At 66.0% G+C, this 16,561-nt stretch carries 15 protein-coding genes; 5 read left to right on the top strand and 10 right to left on the bottom strand.

What is annotated here, in order from left to right:
- Positions 1 to 10: 10 nt before the first annotated feature.
- From VMV82_09490 to VMV82_09510, 5 genes are read right to left on the bottom strand one after another with little or no spacing between them, the layout of a single operon-like run.
- Positions 11 to 586 carry a DUF4337 family protein gene (locus VMV82_09490; GenBank protein HUY41785.1) on the bottom strand — a complete coding sequence of 192 codons (576 nt, stop codon included), beginning with the start codon at positions 584 to 586 and terminating at the stop codon, positions 11 to 13.
- Positions 579 to 1,136, bottom strand: a complete 558-nt coding sequence (locus VMV82_09495; protein ID HUY41786.1) for a TIGR00730 family Rossman fold protein — start codon at positions 1,134 to 1,136, stop codon at positions 579 to 581. The genes VMV82_09490 and VMV82_09495 overlap by 8 nt, the downstream gene beginning before the upstream one ends.
- Entirely contained in the window at positions 1,137 to 2,510 is a 1,374-nt protein-coding gene (locus tag VMV82_09500) for a KamA family radical SAM protein (protein ID HUY41787.1), read from the bottom strand.
- Positions 2,507 to 3,568, bottom strand: coding sequence for an L-erythro-3,5-diaminohexanoate dehydrogenase (locus VMV82_09505; protein HUY41788.1), 1,062 nt, complete (start codon positions 3,566 to 3,568; stop codon positions 2,507 to 2,509). Before VMV82_09505 ends, VMV82_09500 begins: the two co-directional genes overlap by 4 nt.
- On the bottom strand, positions 3,565 to 4,032 hold the full coding sequence (locus VMV82_09510) for an Lrp/AsnC family transcriptional regulator (GenBank protein HUY41789.1): 468 nt from the start codon (positions 4,030 to 4,032) through the stop codon (positions 3,565 to 3,567). Before VMV82_09510 ends, VMV82_09505 begins: the two co-directional genes overlap by 4 nt.
- Before the next feature lie 38 nt (positions 4,033 to 4,070).
- Between VMV82_09510 and VMV82_09515 the strand changes: the two genes are divergently transcribed.
- Complete coding sequence (locus VMV82_09515) at positions 4,071 to 5,708, top strand: peptide ABC transporter substrate-binding protein (GenBank protein ID HUY41790.1); 1,638 nt, start codon at positions 4,071 to 4,073, stop codon at positions 5,706 to 5,708.
- On the opposite strand, the gene VMV82_09520 is transcribed toward VMV82_09515, so the two are convergent.
- Genes VMV82_09520 through VMV82_09540 form a run of 5 tightly spaced genes read right to left on the bottom strand, consistent with a single transcriptional unit; the run spans position 5,683 to position 9,851 of the window.
- Positions 5,683 to 7,083: an NAD(P)(+) transhydrogenase (Re/Si-specific) subunit beta gene (locus VMV82_09520; GenBank protein ID HUY41791.1), complete on the bottom strand. Its 1,401-nt coding sequence runs from the start codon at positions 7,081 to 7,083 to the stop codon at positions 5,683 to 5,685. The genes VMV82_09515 and VMV82_09520 overlap by 26 nt on opposite strands.
- Entirely contained in the window at positions 7,080 to 7,397 is a 318-nt protein-coding gene (locus VMV82_09525; GenBank protein HUY41792.1) for an NAD(P) transhydrogenase subunit alpha, read from the bottom strand. Before VMV82_09525 ends, VMV82_09520 begins: the two co-directional genes overlap by 4 nt.
- Complete coding sequence (locus tag VMV82_09530) at positions 7,394 to 8,506, bottom strand: Re/Si-specific NAD(P)(+) transhydrogenase subunit alpha (protein HUY41793.1); 1,113 nt, start codon at positions 8,504 to 8,506, stop codon at positions 7,394 to 7,396. The genes VMV82_09525 and VMV82_09530 overlap by 4 nt, the downstream gene beginning before the upstream one ends.
- Positions 8,503 to 9,339 carry a fumarylacetoacetate hydrolase family protein gene (locus tag VMV82_09535; GenBank protein ID HUY41794.1) on the bottom strand — a complete coding sequence of 279 codons (837 nt, stop codon included), beginning with the start codon at positions 9,337 to 9,339 and terminating at the stop codon, positions 8,503 to 8,505. Before VMV82_09535 ends, VMV82_09530 begins: the two co-directional genes overlap by 4 nt.
- Before the next feature lie 17 nt (positions 9,340 to 9,356).
- Positions 9,357 to 9,851, bottom strand: a complete 495-nt coding sequence (locus VMV82_09540; GenBank protein HUY41795.1) for a hypothetical protein — start codon at positions 9,849 to 9,851, stop codon at positions 9,357 to 9,359.
- A gap of 61 nt (positions 9,852 to 9,912) precedes the next feature.
- Here VMV82_09540 and VMV82_09545 point away from each other — a divergent pair, with 61 nt between their 5' ends.
- From VMV82_09545 to mutM, 4 genes are read left to right on the top strand one after another with little or no spacing between them, the layout of a single operon-like run.
- Positions 9,913 to 12,483: a hypothetical protein gene (locus tag VMV82_09545; GenBank protein HUY41796.1), complete on the top strand. Its 2,571-nt coding sequence runs from the start codon at positions 9,913 to 9,915 to the stop codon at positions 12,481 to 12,483.
- 11 nt (positions 12,484 to 12,494) lie between these two features.
- Positions 12,495 to 15,113: a DNA polymerase I gene (gene polA, locus VMV82_09550; protein ID HUY41797.1), complete on the top strand. Its 2,619-nt coding sequence runs from the start codon at positions 12,495 to 12,497 to the stop codon at positions 15,111 to 15,113.
- The gene (locus VMV82_09555) at positions 15,106 to 15,543 is read left to right on the top strand and encodes a DUF192 domain-containing protein (protein ID HUY41798.1); all 438 of its coding nucleotides are present in this window, start codon (positions 15,106 to 15,108) and stop codon (positions 15,541 to 15,543) included. Before polA ends, VMV82_09555 begins: the two co-directional genes overlap by 8 nt.
- Positions 15,497 to 16,339 (top strand): bifunctional DNA-formamidopyrimidine glycosylase/DNA-(apurinic or apyrimidinic site) lyase, encoded by an 843-nt coding sequence (gene mutM, locus VMV82_09560; protein HUY41799.1) that lies wholly within the window; start codon positions 15,497 to 15,499, stop codon positions 16,337 to 16,339. The genes VMV82_09555 and mutM overlap by 47 nt, the downstream gene beginning before the upstream one ends.
- Positions 16,340 to 16,561 lie beyond the last annotated feature (222 nt).

The raw sequence follows: 16,561 nt of genomic DNA on the forward strand, positions 1-16,561 counted from the left end.
TCCCTAGCGTTTAAATGTGGATGAAGCCGGCGGTGAAGTAGCCCAAGCCGACGACGGTCAGGCCGAGACCGAGCCAGAGTAACGCCTTCGAGCCGCGCGTGAGCGCGGTGATCGAAACGAGCACGATCGAGACGTCGAAGAGCGTCGCCGATACCTCGTACCGTTCGTAGGACCCGAGCGAGCGTTCGGCATCGGCGAGCTGAACGTGCGCCGAAGCTTCGTCGTTGTGCGCGACGCGCAGCGTTCCGCCGGATTTGCGTTCTTCTTTCGCGATGCGCGCGTGCATCGTGTGCAGCGCGGTGGGGTTCGTCACGAGGTGCGATTCGCTTAGCGCTTGGTTCACCTCGATCTTGATGCGGCTCGACTCGTAATAGCCGTACTGATCGGCAGCGCGCGTCTGCATGATGCCCGCAAGGGTACGTCTCTCGAGGCCGGCAACGGAACTGTGGTTGGAGAAGAGCGTTGCGATCGCCGCCAGCACCGCGATGACGGCGGCGCACACCGGGACGAGCTTGGAGCCGGACTCCAACTGTTCCGCCCGTTCGCCCGCCTCGTGCAACGCGTCGGCGGCGCTGTGTTCAGCCATGCGCGCTTCTACGGTTCGCGGCGAAGAGCTCCTCCAGCAGCGCTTCGATCGCATTGCCGGTGACGATCGAGGAGCGCGTCGATGCCGGAAGCAGGCCTTCTTCGAACATGCGGTCGAGCAGCGAGAACAACGGGTCGTAGTAGCCGGCTGCGTTCAGGATGCCGACCGGCTTGTCGTGGATCCCGAGCTGATGCCAGGTGAGCGCTTCGAAGAGCTCGTCCATCGTCCCGATGCCGCCCGGTAGCGCGACGAACGCGTCGCTCAACGCGGTGAGCAGCGCCTTGCGAGCGTGCATCGAATCGACGACGTGCAGCGTGGTGATGCCTTGATGCGCGATCTCGGCGCTGGCGAGAGCCTCCGGGATCACGCCGATAACCTCGCCGCCCGCTTCCAATGCCGCGTCGGCGAGTGCGCCCATCATCCCGACGCGCCCGCCGCCGTAGACGACGGAATCTCCGCGCGCGACGATCGCGCGCGCCACGTCTCGCGCGATCGCGCGGTAGATGTCACCGCGCCCGGACCGAGCGCCGCAGAAGATGCAGACGCGCACTTATGCGACGACGAAGGAGTCGTCGCCGGCGCCGGCGCGTCGCAAGGCCTCGTGGACCATCTCCTGCGCGACGGTTTCGTCCCGCCAGCGCTTGCGTGCGGCGGGCTCGAGCCGATCGATCGGATCGAAGTAGATGAAGGCTCGGCCCGGCTTTACCGACGGCGCTGCGTAGACGGCAATGCCGTTTTCACGGTCATAGTGTTCGTACGAGTGCACGTCGCGCTTCCCACCGCCGCCCGGTGCGTCGCAAACGAACGTCGGCGTATTGAAGCCGGCCGTGCTCCCGCGCACGAACTTCTCGACGTCGACCGCCGTTTGAACGGTCGTGCGCAAGTCTTCGACGCCCTTGACCATGTCGTGCATGTAGACGTAGTAGGGATGGACGTTCACGTAGCCGAGCCGCTTGACGAGCCGCTGCATGCGCTCGGGCTCATCGTTGACTCCGCGAATCAGGACCGATTGATTGCGAACGAAGATCCCGCGCTCGAAGAGCACGCGCATCGCTCGCTGGGTGATCTCCGTGATCTCCTCCGGGGCGTTGAAGTGCGTGTGCAGGACGACGTCCTTCCCCATGCTGCGGCCGCGCTCGACGATGCGCGTCAGAGCGTCGACCCATGCATGGTCGGTGAGCAGCTTCATCGGCATGATCGCCGGGCCTTTCGTTGCGAAGCGCATGCGCCGCACGTGGTCGATGTCGAGCAACGCGTCACCGATGAGCTCGAGGTTCTTCGGCGGAAGCTGGTATGCGTCGCCACCGGAGATGACGACGTCCTCGAGCTCTGGGCGGCTCGCAATGTACGCGAAGACGTCTTGCCACTGTTTGGGTGACTTCGCGAGCTCGACCTTCCCGACGTTCTCCGTGTCCGGCCCGATCGCGTAGCTGCGCGTGCAGAACCGGCAATAGACCGGACAGACGTTCAGCGGCAGGAAGAGCGCCTTGTCGACGTAGCGATGCACGAGTCCCGGAACCGGGGAATCGGCTTGCTCGTGCAGCGAGTCCAACGTCAAGGCAGGGTGGTCGGGCAATAACGCGGAGGCAACCGGTATGAACTGCCGGCGGATCGGATCGCGGTACGGGTCGCTCCAGTCGACGAGCGCGATGGCGTACGGTGAAACGCGCACCGCCATCGGCGCGCGGTGAAAGCCGAGCTCCGCGTCGGCAATGAACTCTGGGGAGGCGAGGTCCCGCACGGTCGCGAGCAGTTCTTCGGGGGTCTTGACGGAGTGGCGTTGCTGCCAAATATGGTCGAGGAACTCCGTTTCGTCCACGTTTGCATACGCGGGCACGTGGCGCCAGAACTCACCGCCGAGCAGATCGCGATACGCGAAGACATCGTGCGGGGCGGGTGGCTTGAATGGGTAGAGCTCGATCATGATTTCCGTCCATACGTAGTAGTGAAGTGGGCGAGCACGGCCGGATGCGATCGCAGCGTTTCGAGCGCAATCTCGGCGTGATTCGGGGCGAAACCGCTGCCGACGATCATGGTCACATCCTTGCCGAGACCCTCGGCGCCGAGCGCGGCTGCGGTGAACGACGTTGCCATCGAGAAGAAATAGATGCTGCCGCCGTCTTTGGCACAGAGGATCGTGCCCGCCTCCGTTCCGGCAACGTTGACGCAGTTGACCACGAGGTCGGCGCCGCCGGGCGCGGCTGCTCCGACGCGCTGCGAAATCTGCAACGCGTCGCGTGCGTCGGCTTCGATCGCGACGTCGACGAAGCCGTGGTCGCGGACGAGCCGGGCGCCCGGGGAAGCGGCGTTGGGCACGACGCCGATGACCCTGCCGCTCGACCCCGTTGCCCGCTTGGCCTCGACGCATGAAAGGATGCCGCTCTTGCCATCGGCGCCGATCACGACGACGGTATCGCCCTGGCGGCAGAGACGGCGCATCTGCGCCGGCGCGCCGGCAACGTCGAAGACCGCGAGTGCGACGCGATCGTCGAGGTCCGTCGGAAGCGTAGCCCAAGAGCCGCTTTCGAAGAGCACTGCGGTACCGCGCACCTGCACGTGACCTGTCGCCAGATCGACGCCGAGGACGCGCTCGAGCAGCAACGGCGTGAGCGTGAGCGAGACGAGCGACGCGATGCGGTCGCCGGCCTGCAGCGCTACGCTATCGCGCAGCGCCGTTCCGACCTCGCGAACGCGGCCGACGAACATGCCGCCGGATCCCGTGACGGGATTGTGCTGCTTGCCGCGTTCGCGAACGGTTGCGAGGATGCGCTCGCCGATCGCGTGCACGTCGTCGCCGCATTCCGCCCGAAGCTGCGCGAATGACGCCGAGTCGATGTTCAGTGCATCCACGTCGCAGAGGATCTCGTTCTCGTACGCAACGGGCGTTGCGTCGAGGCGCCACGCGGCTTGCGCGAGCGCGCCCGGCGGATCGAGGACGCGGTGGGAGCCGAAGCGGCAGGCGCGCGTGCTGCGAACGATCACGAGAATGCGATCCCGTCGCGCTCGAAAGGCGTCGAGAGCACGATCGTCGTGCGCGTGCGCGCCATTCCGGGCATGGCCTTGAGCCGCGCGAGCAGATCGTCGAGGTGCTGTGTCGAGCGCGTGACGACCTTGCACATGTAGCTCTCCTCGCCCGCGACCGAGTGCACCTCGCACACCTCCGGAATCGCGCCGAGCCGCTGCATGAACGCGTCGTAGTCGCAATCCGGGGAGGTGTAGCAGCTGACGAACGCCGTCAACGCATAGCCGAGGCGCCGGGCGTCGACACGTGCGCCGTAGCTGCGGATGTGCCCGCGTTGCTCGAGCCGCTTCACGCGTTCGTGCACGGCCGGCGCGCGCAGGCCGACGACGGCGCCCAACTCGGCAAAGGTCGCTCGAGCATTGCGTTGAAGGGCTTCGAGGAGGCGAAGATCCAGGTCGTCAAGCTCGGTTGAGAGCGCAATCATATTCGTTAAAATCATGTTAGGGCGGCGAAATATTTGGCATGGATAGCCTAGCACAGTTCATTCGTTTGGCACAAGTTCCGGCGCTGCTGGCCCTGCTTGCCGCTTGCGCGGGTGCGCCCCGGATACCGGCGGGGACCGTTCGCTTCAATCTCGCCGAGGACCCTACGAGCCTCAACCCGCTCTTCATCCATCCCGATGCCGCCTCGGTCGAACAGCAGGTCGACCGGCTGCTCTTCGAACCCTTCGTCGATCTCGACGGCAGGGGCCGTATGATCCCCGAGCTGCTCGCGCAGATTCCGACGACCGGCAACGGCGGTATCTCACGCGACGGCCGGACGATCACCTATCACCTCCGGCGCAACGTGGTGTGGAGCGACGGCGTGCCCCTGACGAGCGCGGACGTCCTCTTTACCCTCCGCGCGGTCTTGGATCCGAACAATCCGGTGCAATCGCACGAAGGATACGATCTCATCGAGCGCGCGTGGGCGCCGAACGCGCATACCGTGATCTTTCGCCTTCGCCACGCGTGGGCGCCGGCCGTGACGACGTACTTCTCCTACGGAACGTCGCCGCAGTCCGTTCTTCCCGCCCACGTGCTTCGCAACCAAACGCCGCTCGCGCGAGCTGCGTTCAATGCGGCGCCGTCCGTCGTCGACGGGCCCTTTCGCTTCGTCTCCTGGCGGCGCGGCGACGCGCTGAGGTTGGTACGGAACCCGCGCTACTGGCGCGGAAAACCCCGCGTCGAACAGCTCGATCTGCGGATCGTGCCGGATCCGCAAACGAACCTGGTGCTGCTGGAGTCGGGTCAGGTCGACTGGAATCTCGTCGCGCCCGTGCAGTGGTCGCTCTTGCGTGGAAAGGCGGGCATTGCCTTCGTTCGCGTTCCGACCGCGGTTGTCGCCGGCATCGCGATCAACGTTTCGCATCCGCCGCTCGACGACGTCCGCGTCCGCCGCGCGATCGCCATGTCGATCGACCGCTCGGGCATCACCCGGCGCATCACGCTGGGAAACTACGTCGTCACGAACATGCTGCAGCCGCAGTTCTCGTGGGCGTTCGACCCGAGCGTGCACGAGCCGGCGTTCGATCCGGGCCAGGCCGACGAGCTTCTCGACCGTGCGGGCTGGACGCGCGGCCGGGACGGGATGCGGCGCAAGGACGGCAAGCCGCTCCAGCTCGTGTATGTCGCGTTCCCTGAGACGGCGAGCGGCGTTCGCATTGCGACCGAGGTTCAAGCTGAGTTGAAGTCGCGCGGCATCGCAGTAGAGATCAAGAGCATCAGTAATGCCCAGCTCTTCTTGCCGGTCACCGGGACGCTAGCGGCCGGCAAATTCGACCTCGCGTACGTTCCGTGGACGATGGGCGCCGATCCGGACGATTCGAGCGTGCTCGCGTGCGGCGCACCGTCGAACTACATGCGCTGGTGCAATGCAACGGTCGATGCGCTCGAGCGCCGTGCGCTCGCCGCGACGTCGCGCGGCGCGCGCAAGGTCCTCTACTCGCGGATCGCCCGTATCGTGGCCCGGGACGTTCCCATCATCTACCTCTTCAACGCCGACTACATCTACGCGTATCGCCGCCGCTTACACGGCTTTTTACCGAACGCGTTCCTCCCGACGTGGAATGCCTACGATTGGACCATCGCCGGCATCAGAGCTCCTTCACGGCGGCGGTGAGCGCGTCAACCGAGGCTTTCGCATCGCCGAAGAGCATCGAGCAGTTCGCAAGCTCGTACAATGGATTCTCGATTCCAGCGAAGCCCGAACGCATCGAGCGTTTTAACACGACGACGTTTGCCGCCTTGTCGACGTCGAGAATCGGCATGCCGTAGATCGGCGAGCTCTTGACGGTACGTGCGGCGGGATTCGTCACGTCGTTCGCGCCGATGACGAGCGCGACGTCGGTCGTCGGGAACTCCGCGTTTGCAGCGTCGAGGTCCAGCAGCGCTTCGTACGGCACGTTCGCTTCGGCCAGCAGGACGTTCATGTGCCCGGGCATCCGCCCTGCAACCGGGTGGATCGCATAGAGCACCTTGACGTCGCGTTTCTCGAGCTGGTCGGCGAGCGCTTTGACGCTGTGCTGCGCCTGCGCGACTGCCATGCCGTAGCCGGGAACGATCATCACCTTCGATGCGTAGGCGAGCATCGCAGCGACGTCGTCGACGCTGACGCTGCGGATGTTCTGCTGTTTGCCGGCGGCAGCCGGCTCGGTGCCGCCGGCCGCGCCGAACGCGCCGAAGAGCACGTTCGTGAGCGGGCGGTTCATCGCACGGCTCATCGCAACGGTGAGAATGGTGCCGCTCGCGCCGACGAGGGCGCCTCCGGTGATCAGCAACGGGCTCGACAACTCGAAGCCGGTGACGGCGACTGCAACGCCGGTGGCCGAGTTCAATAACGAGATGACGACCGGCATGTCGGCGCCGCCGATCGGCAGCACGAAGAGCACGCCGAAGAGCAGTGCCGCAGCGACGAGCCCTGGATAGACCCAGGGCGCGGCGTCGCCAAGGCGCGCGATGAAGAGCGCGAGGAGGAGCGCGATCGCTAGGGCGACGATTGCGTTGACGATCTGCTGACCGCGATACGTCACGGGTCTTCCGGTCATCAGCTCTTGCAACTTTGCGAAGGCAACGAGCGAGCCGGCGAAGCTGATTGCACCGATGGTCGCCGAGAGAACGAGAGAAACGGCCACGACGGGATCCAACGAGGCGCCGTGTGCGCGCGCGACCGCGAGCTCGACCGTCGAGACGAGCGCGGCGGCGCCGCCGCCGGCGCCATTGTAGAGCGCCACCATCTGCGGCATCGCCGTCATCTTGACTTTTACGGCGGCGACGATTCCGATTGCCGCGCCGATGACGATGCCGGTCGCGACCGCCCACCAACCGATGCCTAGCGTTCCGACCAGGACGACGACGAGGGCGATGAGCATGCCGACCATCGCCAGCCGGTTGCCGAAGCGCGCCGTCGGCGGCGCGTTGAGATAGTGCAGCCCGATGATGAAGAGCGAGATGGCCAGGAGGTCGAGCAGCGCGAAAACCGTCTGTGTCGCGGTCATTTGCGCGGGCCCTCTTTGCGGCGGAACATTTGCAGCATGCGCTCCGTGACGGCGAAGCCGCCGAAGACGTTGATGGCGCCGAGAGCTACGGCCACGATCGCGATCGCGGTCATCCACGCGCCGTGCACCGGAGCGCCGAAGAGTGCCGCAACGACGGCGATCGCTCCGACGAGCACGATGCCGTGAATGGCGTTCGTCGCAGACATCAACGGCGTGTGCAGCGTCGTCGGAACCTTCGAGATCACCTCGAATCCGACGAAGACCGCTAGAACGAGCACCGTCACGAGCTGCAGCAAATGCGAAACGTCGGTCACGTCGAGCTCCCTCCCACGACGCCGTCACGCACGACGCACGCACCCTTGACGATCTCGTCGTTCGGATCGAGTGCGAACGATCCGTCCTTCACGAACGGCGAAAGAAGCGCGAAGAGATTGCGCGAATACAATCGGCTCGCGTCGTACGGCATCGTCGCGGCCAGGTTCGTCGTGCCGACGATCGTGACGCCGTTCTCGGTCACGATCGTTTCGTCGCGTTTGGTGAGCGCGCAGTTGCCCCCGGTTTCAGCCGCGAGATCGACGATGACCGATCCCGGCTGCATCGCGGCAACCGCCCGCTCCGTGACGATGACCGGCGCCGGTCTGCCGGGCACGGCCGCGGTGGTGATGACGACGTCGTTCTTTGCGATCGTCTCCGCCATCGCACGCTGCTGTGCTTCGAGCTGCTCGCCGGTCAGCTCGCGCGCGTAGCCTCCGCTGCCCTCGGCGTTTCCGACGTCAAACTCGACGAACGTCGCGCCGAGCGATTGCACCTGTTCTTTCACGACGGCACGCGCGTCGTAGCCGCTGACCACGGCACCGAGGCGCCGCGCCGTTGCAATGGCCTGCAGTCCGGCGACGCCGGCGCCGATGACGAAGACCTTCGCGGGCGGGATCGTCCCTGCGGCCGTCGTGAGCATCGGAAAGAATCGTGGCAGCGCCGCGGCTGCCAGCAAGACGCCCTTGTATCCTGCGATGTTGCTCTGCGAGGATAGTGCGTCCATGGACTGAGCGCGCGTGATGCGCGGTATCGCCTCAACGGCCAGCACCGTCAAACCGCGCCCCGCGAGTCGCTGCAGGTACGCCGGGTCGCCGAGCGGGTTGAAGAAGCCGACGATCGTCGTACCCTTGCGCAGCAGCGCGAGCAGCTCGTCGCTGGGCCGAGCGACGCAGGTGAGAAGGTCGGCGTCACGCGCTAGCGTCGTCGCGTCCTCGACGATCGTCGCGCCGGCTCTTTCGTAGAGCTCGTCCGGGAACGACGCACGCGTTCCCGCATCCTTTTGGACGTGCACCGTGGTGCCGAGTTTGACGAAGCGAGCGACGCTCTCGGGCACGAGCGCTACCCGTCGCTCGCGAGGAGCGGCTTCGCGTGGAACGGCGACGATCATGAGATGTGGATATGGTTGCGCAGGCTTCCGATTCCTTCGATCTCGACGATCATCTCGTCGCCGTCGTGCAAGAACTCCGGCGGCTGCCGCGCAAAGCCGACGCCCTCGGGCGTTCCCGTCGCGATCACGTCGCCGGGCTCGAGCGTCATGCCGCGGCTCAGCTCGGCGATCAGGCGCGCGATGGGGAAGAGCATGCGTCCCGTATTGCTGTGCTGTTTCTCGATGCCGTTGCGCCGAAATGCGATCTCCAGCCGCTGGGGATCCGCGATCTCGTCGGAGGAGACGATCCAAGGTCCGAGCGGGCACGCGTCATCGAGGCTTTTGCCTTTGAACCACTGGCCGTGCGCGCGCTGGAGATCGCGCGCTGTGACGTCGTTCAGGCACGTGTATCCGAACACGACTTCGCGCCACGCCGTCTCTGCGACGTCTTTGCAGCGCTTCCCGACGACGACTGCCAGCTCGGCCTCGTAATCGTACTCATTCGAAACTGACGCCTCGAAGTGCAGCGTCGCATCCGGGGCGGCGATCGCCGTCGTAGCCTTCGTGAAGAACGTCGGAACCTCGGGCAGCTTCGCCTCGCGGCCGAAGACCAGCGCTCCTTCCTTGAGGTGCTCGAGATAGTTGCGGCCGACGCAGAAGACGTTACGCGCGGGTCTCACCGGCGCATCCAGATGCACGTGTGCCAGCGCGACGCGCTCGTCGGTTATGCGTGTAGCGCGCTGCGCCGGAGGAAGCGCGATGAACTCGCGCATCGTCGCGGATGCGATCGCACGAACGGAGTCGCCGTCGATCACTCCCGGGCGCACGCCGGCGTCGGGAGAGGCGAAGCTCACGTAGCGCAACGCGGCTTTTAGTGGGGGTGCGGCGTCGGCGTACTGCCGATGATGTTCTGCAGCGGGGGGAGGTTTCTGCCCGACGCAGATTCGGCTTCACGACGCGCCGTGTCGAGCATGTCGTTCGCCGCACCCTGCGCGTTTGCCCAAGTGCCGCCTCGCCGAATCAGCGCGACGCGGCGGGTGACGCGGCGGGCGCGCGGATCGTAATCATACGTGACGCGATAAAGGCCGGCGTCGGCCGTTCCGTTCGGGTGACGGATCCACATTTGTAAGACGTTTCCGTACGTCTGCGCGTTGAAGGTCGGGTTTGGACATCCGCGGGCGCTCTTCACGCGCACGACCTGTCCCTTGCGGTTGACCTCGACGACGAACTCCGTATGAAGTCGAACGAGCGGCTCGTGAACCATCGGGACGTGTGGAACGGGTGCGTGCGCGGACGGACGCGGCGCGGGCGTGCGATGTGCGCTGGGGCTCGTGGCAGCGAGAAGCGGCGCTGCACCGAGCAGCATTAAAAGTGCTAGTCTAAGGAACCTCAGCGGCTCCTCAATTGCGTGAAAGAGCCGTGAAAGCGTGCCCGCAAGATCCGCAAGCAACGACGACTTGGATGTGCGCTTTCTCGCGCATCTCTTTGGCGAACTCGTCACCGTCGTCGGAACCGCAAAAGCGGCAACGCGTCGACGTCGAACCTTCGGCGCCATGTTCATCCACTGGGCGAACGTTACGCGCAGCCGCCTCGCGGCCCTGCCCCGCAGGCCCGTAATCGCCCCGCCGTCGAAGGGCAAACCATTGATGCCGGCTGCTCGAACCCTTGCCGCGGTGCTGCTTGCGTCGCTCTTCGTCGCTCCCGCTTCCGCGGCCAGACCCATCGTCGATTTGCATAAGCTCGACGCTTACTTTGCCCTGTTCGCTGCGGACTCAAACGCTTCGTGGAAAGCGACGACCGTGCGCCTCGACACGTATTCGAGCGCGCCCGTAGATTTCTCCGTCTATCGCGTCGATCCGGCGGACGTGCTCACGGCTGGATCGAACGCGCGCCCGCGTGCAATCGATACGCGGCGCTTGCGCCCACTGATGCGCTTTCGATTCACGCCGCCGGGGGGATATCAGTTTCAACCGAATGCGGTTGACGTCCCGCTCGGTACGCGCGAAGGGTTCTTCGTCATCGAAGCGCGACGCGGCGCGGTCGGCGAACAAGTATGGATCAATCGCTCACGCATCGGCTTGATCGCAAAACAGACGCCGGAGCAGCTTTTCCTGTACGGCACGGATCTCGGGTCCGGTGCCGCGCTCGCGAGAATGCGCGTGCAGCTTCTCGTCGGCGATCGCTTCGTCACGCGCTACACCGACCGCGACGGTACCATTGCCTGGCGCTCCTCCAATCGCCCGATCTTCGCGCTGGCACAGTGGGGTGCGAGCTTCGCGTTCTTGAGTCTCTTGCCGCAGGCGCCGCTTCCCTCGAGCGTGATCGGCGTGCGCACCGCATCGGCCGTCGTGCATGCCGGCGGTAGCGTGCGCGTCGTCGGATTCGCGCGCGTGCGGCGCGGCAGCGTACTGGTTCCCGCGACCGGAGACGTGACGATTTCGCTGCGCGATGGTGCGAGGCTGCTCGCAGAGCAGCGAGTTGCGGTCGACCGGGCGGGAGCGTTTACGGCCGATCTCGACGTCCCCGCGAACGCCGCGGCCGGAGACGATGCGATTCTCGCGCAGGCGGCGGGCGGAGTCGGAGGCGCGAGCGTGCACGTCGATGCCGATGCAGGCGGCCTGATCCTCGACGTCGCGTCCGCGTGCGGCGACGAATGCAACCCGTCGGCCGACGTCCCGGTCGTCATTCACTCGTCACGGCCCGACACGCCCGTTCACGTTACCGTCATTCGCTCTCCGCACGTCTACGTCGACTACGCATCGCGCTCGACGCCATGGGGAACGACGGCGTGGTTGGACGAGCGAATAACGACCGACGGTTCCGGCCGCGCCGAGATTCGAATCGCGCATCCCACGGATGCCCTCGGGTCGACCTATGGCGTGCGCGTTGAATCGGGGGGCGCGACCGCCGATACGCGCATCATCGTTGCGACGGCACCGACCGCTTTGCGCCTCCAGCTCGATCGTGACCAAGAGACGCTCGGCACGCCGATCGGCTTTGATGTGTACGCGACGGATGTACGCAGCGGCAGACCGGCCGGCGGAGGCCGCGTCGTCGTTACGCTCGCGCATGGCGGGTCGGTGCAGGAGCAGACGTTGTCTCTCGATGCCGCGGGGCGAGCGAGCGGCGCATTCACGTCGGCGGACCTCGGCACGAACCTCGTCACAGCGACGCTCGACCGCGGCGGCGCGCGAGCCGAAGATGCGACGCAAGTCGAAGTCGACGCTCAGGCGGTGCTCGGCGCGGCGCAGAGCGACAGCGCCGACGTTTCGCTTACGCTCGACCGTGACCGCTACACGCCCGGCACGGCCGTTCGCGTGGAGGCCGTCGCGCCGGGCGCGCGAGGGGATGCGCTGTTCTCGCTGGATGGCGCGTTCGGCGTGCAGGCCGTGGTTGCAAACGTTCGCGACGGACGGGCGTCGGCGGTGCTGCACGCAGTCGACGCAGCCGGCGCGCTGCAGGTCTCCGTGTCGTTCGTTCGCGATGGCGCGATCGAATCGAGCGCGTCGCCGCTCGACGTCGACGGGCAAGGCAGAGCGGGCACCGCCGCACTGAACATCGATCCGGCACCGCAGCCTGGCTCCGAAGTCGCCGTGTCGTTGCTGGGCGTGCGCCCGTTTGCCGGAACGGTCGTGGTTCGCGTGAGCAGCGGCGACCCCACTGGAAGCGCGCTCTTTACCTCCGCGCCGGACGCGCTCGCGTTCGACGTGAGCACCACGCAGACGAGCGCGCCGCAGAGTACGACGTGGCATCCGTGGGTCGATTCGACCGGCACGCATCCGCTCGTACTGGAGTTCGTGCGCCACACGGAGCCGCCGCCGGATTTGATGCTCGCGCAGGCGGACACGCGGCCGGTCTCGTGGAGCGTCGAGCACAGCGTCGGAGGCCTCGCTCGCGTGCAGCTCCCGTCGATGGCCGGTCGTTACACGCTTTCCGTTCTTGCCATCACCGACGACGGGCGCGTCATCGCGGCGTCGTCGACGATCGACATCCGCTGACGGCGGACCGCATGGCACACGAACGCGACACGGTGATGCTGATCGACACGTACGGGTTGGTATATCGAGCGTTTTTCGCGCTTCCGCCGCTCTCGACCGCCAAAGGAATGCCGATCAACGCCGTCTACGGCTTCACGATGATGCTGAACAAGGTCGTCGCCGAAGAGAAACCGACGCACGTGATCGCAGCGTTCGACAAAGGCATGCCCGCGCATCGCGTTGCGCTCTACGCGGACTACAAGGCACAGCGCCAAGCCATGCCCGAGGATCTGCGCGGGCAGTTCGCGCTCGTGCGACGCGTACTCAATGCGTACGGCGTTCCCATCGCCGAGATTGAAGGGCAGGAGGCCGACGACGTGATCGCGACCCTCGCCGCGCAGGCGGAGGCGCACGGCGCGCGCAGCCTGATCCTTACGGGCGACTTGGACTTGTTGCAGCTCGTCGACGACAAGACGACCGTTCTCGCGACGCGGCGCGGCATCACCGATCTCGCACGCTACGACGTTGCCGCCGTGCACGAGCGCTTCGGTCTCGCTCCGGCGCAGCTGCCCGATTATCGGGGGCTCAAAGGCGATCCCTCCGATAACCTTCCCGGGATCCCCGGGGTCGGCGAGAAGACCGCCTCGAAGCTGTTACAGTCCGCCGGATCGCTCGACGCGCTCGTCGCGAATCCGTCGCTCGCGGGATCCCCCAAGCTCGAGCGTCTCGTCGCGGAGTACGCAGGGCAAGCGCAGCTCTGCCGGGACGTCTCCGTTGCCGATCGCGAGTTGCCGATCGATCTCGATTGGACGCGCAGCCGCTACGAGAAGCCCTCCGATGCGACGCTCTATCCGCTCTTCGCGGAGCTCGAGTTCAAGACGCTTCTCGCGCGCATGAAGCCTCCCGAGGATCTGCCGCTCGCGCCGGGAGCCGAGCAGATCGCCGGCTCGTACCGCAGCTACGTCGCCTCGGTCGATCCGCCGGAGTTCGCACGTCTGGCCGAAGAGCTCGAGCGCATGGGCGGCGGGGCGCGCGCCGCGATCGCGTTTCACGACGGAGCGGTCGGTGCCAGCGTGCGGGCGGGTGAAGGCATTGCATTCGCGCTCGACGCGCTCGTGCACGCGCGCGTGCGCGCGGCGTTTTCTACGTTGCTCGCCGGTGCTGGGCGGCGCGTCGTCCACGACGCAAAACGCGCCGGTCACGCGTTGCACGCGCACGGCATCGAGGTGCAATTCGACGACGACACGATGCTCGGCGCGCATCTGCTCAACCCAGGGCGCGCGTTTTCGTCGGTCGGCGATGCGGTCGCCGAGGTGCTCTCTGCGAGCGTCGCCGCGGAGGCCGCAGCCCATGCCGACGCGACGCTGCAGCTCGTCGATCCGATTCGCACGGCGCTCGCACAGCGCGGCCAGCTTCGTCTGTACGACGAGGTCGAAGTGCCGCTCGCCCCCATCCTTGCCGGGATGGAGCGCGCGGGGGTCGCCGTCGAGCCGAGCGAGTTGCAGCGCATCGGCACGGAGATCGATCGTGCGGTCGAGCAGCTTCAGCGCCGCATCTACGATTTCGCGGGCGAAACGTTCAACATCGGGTCGCCGCAGCAGCTCGGCGCGATCCTGTTCGGAAAGCTGCAAATACCGGGCGGCAAGAAGATCAAGACGGGGTGGGCGACGGGCGTCGACGTGTTGTTTACGCTGGCGCGCGAATATCCCATCTGCGCGCTCGTGCTCGACTGGCGCGAGGTCACGAAGCTCAAGAACACGTACATCGACGTCATCCCCCAGTTGATCGATCCTCGCGACGGCCGGCTGCACACCGTTTTCAATCAAACGGCGACCGCAACGGGGCGCCTGTCGTCGACGAGCCCGAACCTCCAGAACGTTCCCGTTCGAGGCGAGCTCGGACGGCGCATTCGCCGCGCGTTCGTGGCGAAGTCTAGCGGCTACGTCTTGCTCGCAGCGGATTACAGTCAGATCGAGCTTCGGTTGATGGCGCATCTCTCCGGCGATGAAGCGATGCGTCGCGCCTTCGAGGAAGGACAGGACATCCACGACTTCACCGCCCGCCGCCTCTTTGCGATACCCGAAGGAGAGCGCGTCGATCCAAATCAACGGCGCATGGCCAAGAGCGTCAACTTCGGTCTGCTGTACGGAATGTCCGAGTTCGGTCTCGCGCAGCGTCTCGAAATTCCGCGCGCGCAGGCCAAGGAGATCACGGCCGCCTATTTTGCGCGGTTTCCGTCGGTGCGAGCGTTCATCGAAAAGAGCCTGGAGCAGGGGCGTCGTGACGGCTATGTGAGCACGATTCTCGGCCGCCGGCGGTATATGCCGGGGCTCGCTTCGTCGAACTTCGCGATTCGCAGCGCTGCGGAACGCGAGGCGACGAACGCACCGTTACAAGGGAGCGCGGCCGACCTCATGAAGCTCGCGATGGTGCGCGTGGACCGCGGACTGCGCGACGCGGGACTCGATGCGACGATGCTGCTGCAAATACACGACGAGCTCATCTTCGACGTGCGGGAAGCGCATCTGCACGAAGCGGCGCACCTCGTTCGAGATCTCATGGAGGGCGCGATGGCGTTGAGCGTTCCTCTCGAGACGACGCTCAAAGCGGGTCCCAACTGGTACGACGTCAAGGTATTGACCGGTGTTTAGCGCGATCGCGATCGCCGCAGCGCTTGCACTTGCGTCGCCGAATCCGACGCTGCCTTCGATACGCGTCGTCGCGCCGCGTGCCGATCTCACGCTCGAAACTGCAAACACGCCCGCGCAGCGCGAGCGTGGCCTGATGAGCCGTACGCGTCTCGCGGCGCACACCGGCATGCTCTTCGTTTTCGATTCTGACGGGCCCGTGTCGTTCTGGATGAAGGATACGCTGATACCGCTCGACATGATCTTCGTCGCGACGGACGGCACGGTGCGCGAGATCTTCTCGGATGTCCGGCCGGTTGCGCCGGGGACTCCCGACGCCGCGATTCCGCTGGAGTCTGCCAACGCCCGCTATGTCATCGAGCTTGCGGCGGGCGAAGCCGCGCGCGATGGCATCGCTCGCGGCGTTCGACTGTGCTTTGCCCGAGCTCCCTGAAGCAGAGACGATCGCTCGCGGGCTCGACCGCGCGATCGCCGGGGCGACGATCCTTTCGGTCGAGGTACGCTCGCGCAAGAACGCGGTCGCACCTCCGGGGGTCGACTTTGCATCGGCTCTGCGCGGCGAGCGAATCGAACGCGCGGGGCGGCGAGGGAAGTACGTCCTGCTCGAGTTGCAATCCGGACGGCGGCTGGTTGTGGGCTTGCGAATGACGGGGCGGCTTCTCGCCGGATCTCCGGGCGGGCGTGCGGTGCCGGGATCGCACGTCGTGCTGCGACTCTCGGGCGATCGGCTCCTCACCTTCGCCGACGTGCGCACGTTCGGGAGGATGACGCTTGTCGAACGGGACCGGGTCTGGGACCACGCGCTCGGCGTCGAGCCCCTGGGTTCGGGCTTTACACCTGAGGCCTTTACCGGTATGCTGGCGGGGCGGAAAATACCGGTCAAGGTCCTCCTGCTCGATCAGCACCGCATCGCCGGCATCGGAAACATCTACGCCTGCGAAGCGTTATGGGAAGCGGGGATTCGTCCGAGTCGCCCTTCGAAATCGTTGACCAGGGCGGCTGCGAGCCGGCTGCACGACGCCGTCGTCGGCGTTCTCTCGCGGGCCATCGCGCTGCGCGGATCCAGCATCGACGACTACGTGGACGCAGCGGGAGCGCGGGGCAGTTTTCAGGACGTTCTCTCGGTTTACGGGCGGCACGGAGCGCCGTGTCCGCGTTGCGGCAAGTCGATCGTACGGACGGTGCTTGGCCAGCGTGGAACGTGGTGGTGCCGGGGTTGCCAGCATTGAATATAAAATTAGTGAAGAAAGAAAGGGGATCCGCGCGGCAACGTCCGCACGGGGCGCGAAAGCGAAGCTTCCGGCGCGAAAATGCCGGATGCGAAGCGTAGCGCCAGGTGAAGCGTGAAAGTGCTTCGCCTTTCATAAGGTAGGCAGACACCATCACAACTACGCAAATTGCTCCCGCGCCGGCCGAGGAGGATCAACTCGCACTGGAGCAGCGCCTCTACG

This window comes from Candidatus Dormiibacterota bacterium (assembly GCA_035532035.1).
GTDB lineage: Bacteria > Vulcanimicrobiota > Vulcanimicrobiia > Vulcanimicrobiales > Vulcanimicrobiaceae > Tyrphobacter.